1 protein-coding gene is annotated in these 266 nt (G+C 38.7%); it reads right to left on the reverse strand.

The window, feature by feature from the left end:
• Positions 1-266 (reverse strand): hypothetical protein (locus tag AAEY79_RS15150; RefSeq protein WP_352289278.1); only part of this gene is annotated, 266 nt, incomplete at both ends.

Below are 266 nucleotides of genomic sequence, written 5' to 3' on the forward strand. Positions count from 1 at the left end.
GTTTTTAACAGATAATATTTCACAGCAAGTGCCGTACACAGCAGGTGGTAGTGATAAATAAAATACGCGAGATTTAGTGCTGTCGTGCTCATCTAAAATACCTTTTAGCACATCCCAGTTATCGTCAGGGGCTGTTACATTGCTAACAACAGGTACTAAAAAAGTAGCAAAGGCTTTCCAATCGTTAGCATTAAACTCATCCTTTGCTAAAAACTCTTTTAAGGCTTTGTGTGCTGTTTCTATGTACTCAGCACGTTGGGTTTCTT

Source organism: Psychrobacter sp. GW64-MNA-CIBAN-0177, assembly GCF_040309585.1.
Classification (GTDB): domain Bacteria; phylum Pseudomonadota; class Gammaproteobacteria; order Pseudomonadales; family Moraxellaceae; genus Psychrobacter; species Psychrobacter okhotskensis.